Below are 334 nucleotides of genomic sequence, written 5' to 3'. Positions count from 1 at the left end.
TCATGCGTTAATTTTCCAGATTTCTTTTGCTCTAAAATTGACTTCGCTTTCTCTTTCGCCTGTTCATCTAAGTTAGCAAACATGTCTCCACGCTTACCTTTCTCCGGCATTTTTACGCCTAACTTTGTTAATTCCTCTTTTGCTTGTTCACGTGTTAGTTTGCCGGATTTCTCTTGCTCTAAAATTGACTTCGCTTTTGCTTTCGCCTGTTCATCTAATCCTACAAACATGTCTTTACGCTTCTCTTTCTCCGGAAGCTTTACACCTATTTCCTCTAACTGTTTCTTTGTATCGTCCATAATTGTTTTTACTTTTTGTTTTGTAGCGTCATCTA

The 334-nt window shown here is 37.7% G+C and carries 1 pseudogene; it reads right to left on the bottom strand.

Annotated elements, in window-relative coordinates:
* Nucleotides 1-334: pseudogene (locus MR170_RS31305) on the bottom strand (hypothetical protein); the annotation flags it as partial.

The sequence above is a fragment of the Bacillus cereus group sp. BfR-BA-01524 genome (assembly GCF_022662595.1).
Taxonomy (GTDB): domain Bacteria; phylum Bacillota; class Bacilli; order Bacillales; family Bacillaceae_G; genus Bacillus_A; species Bacillus_A thuringiensis_S.
The sequence above is the reverse complement of the archived record's forward strand: the minus strand, read 5'-3'. Positions and strand labels throughout refer to the sequence as shown.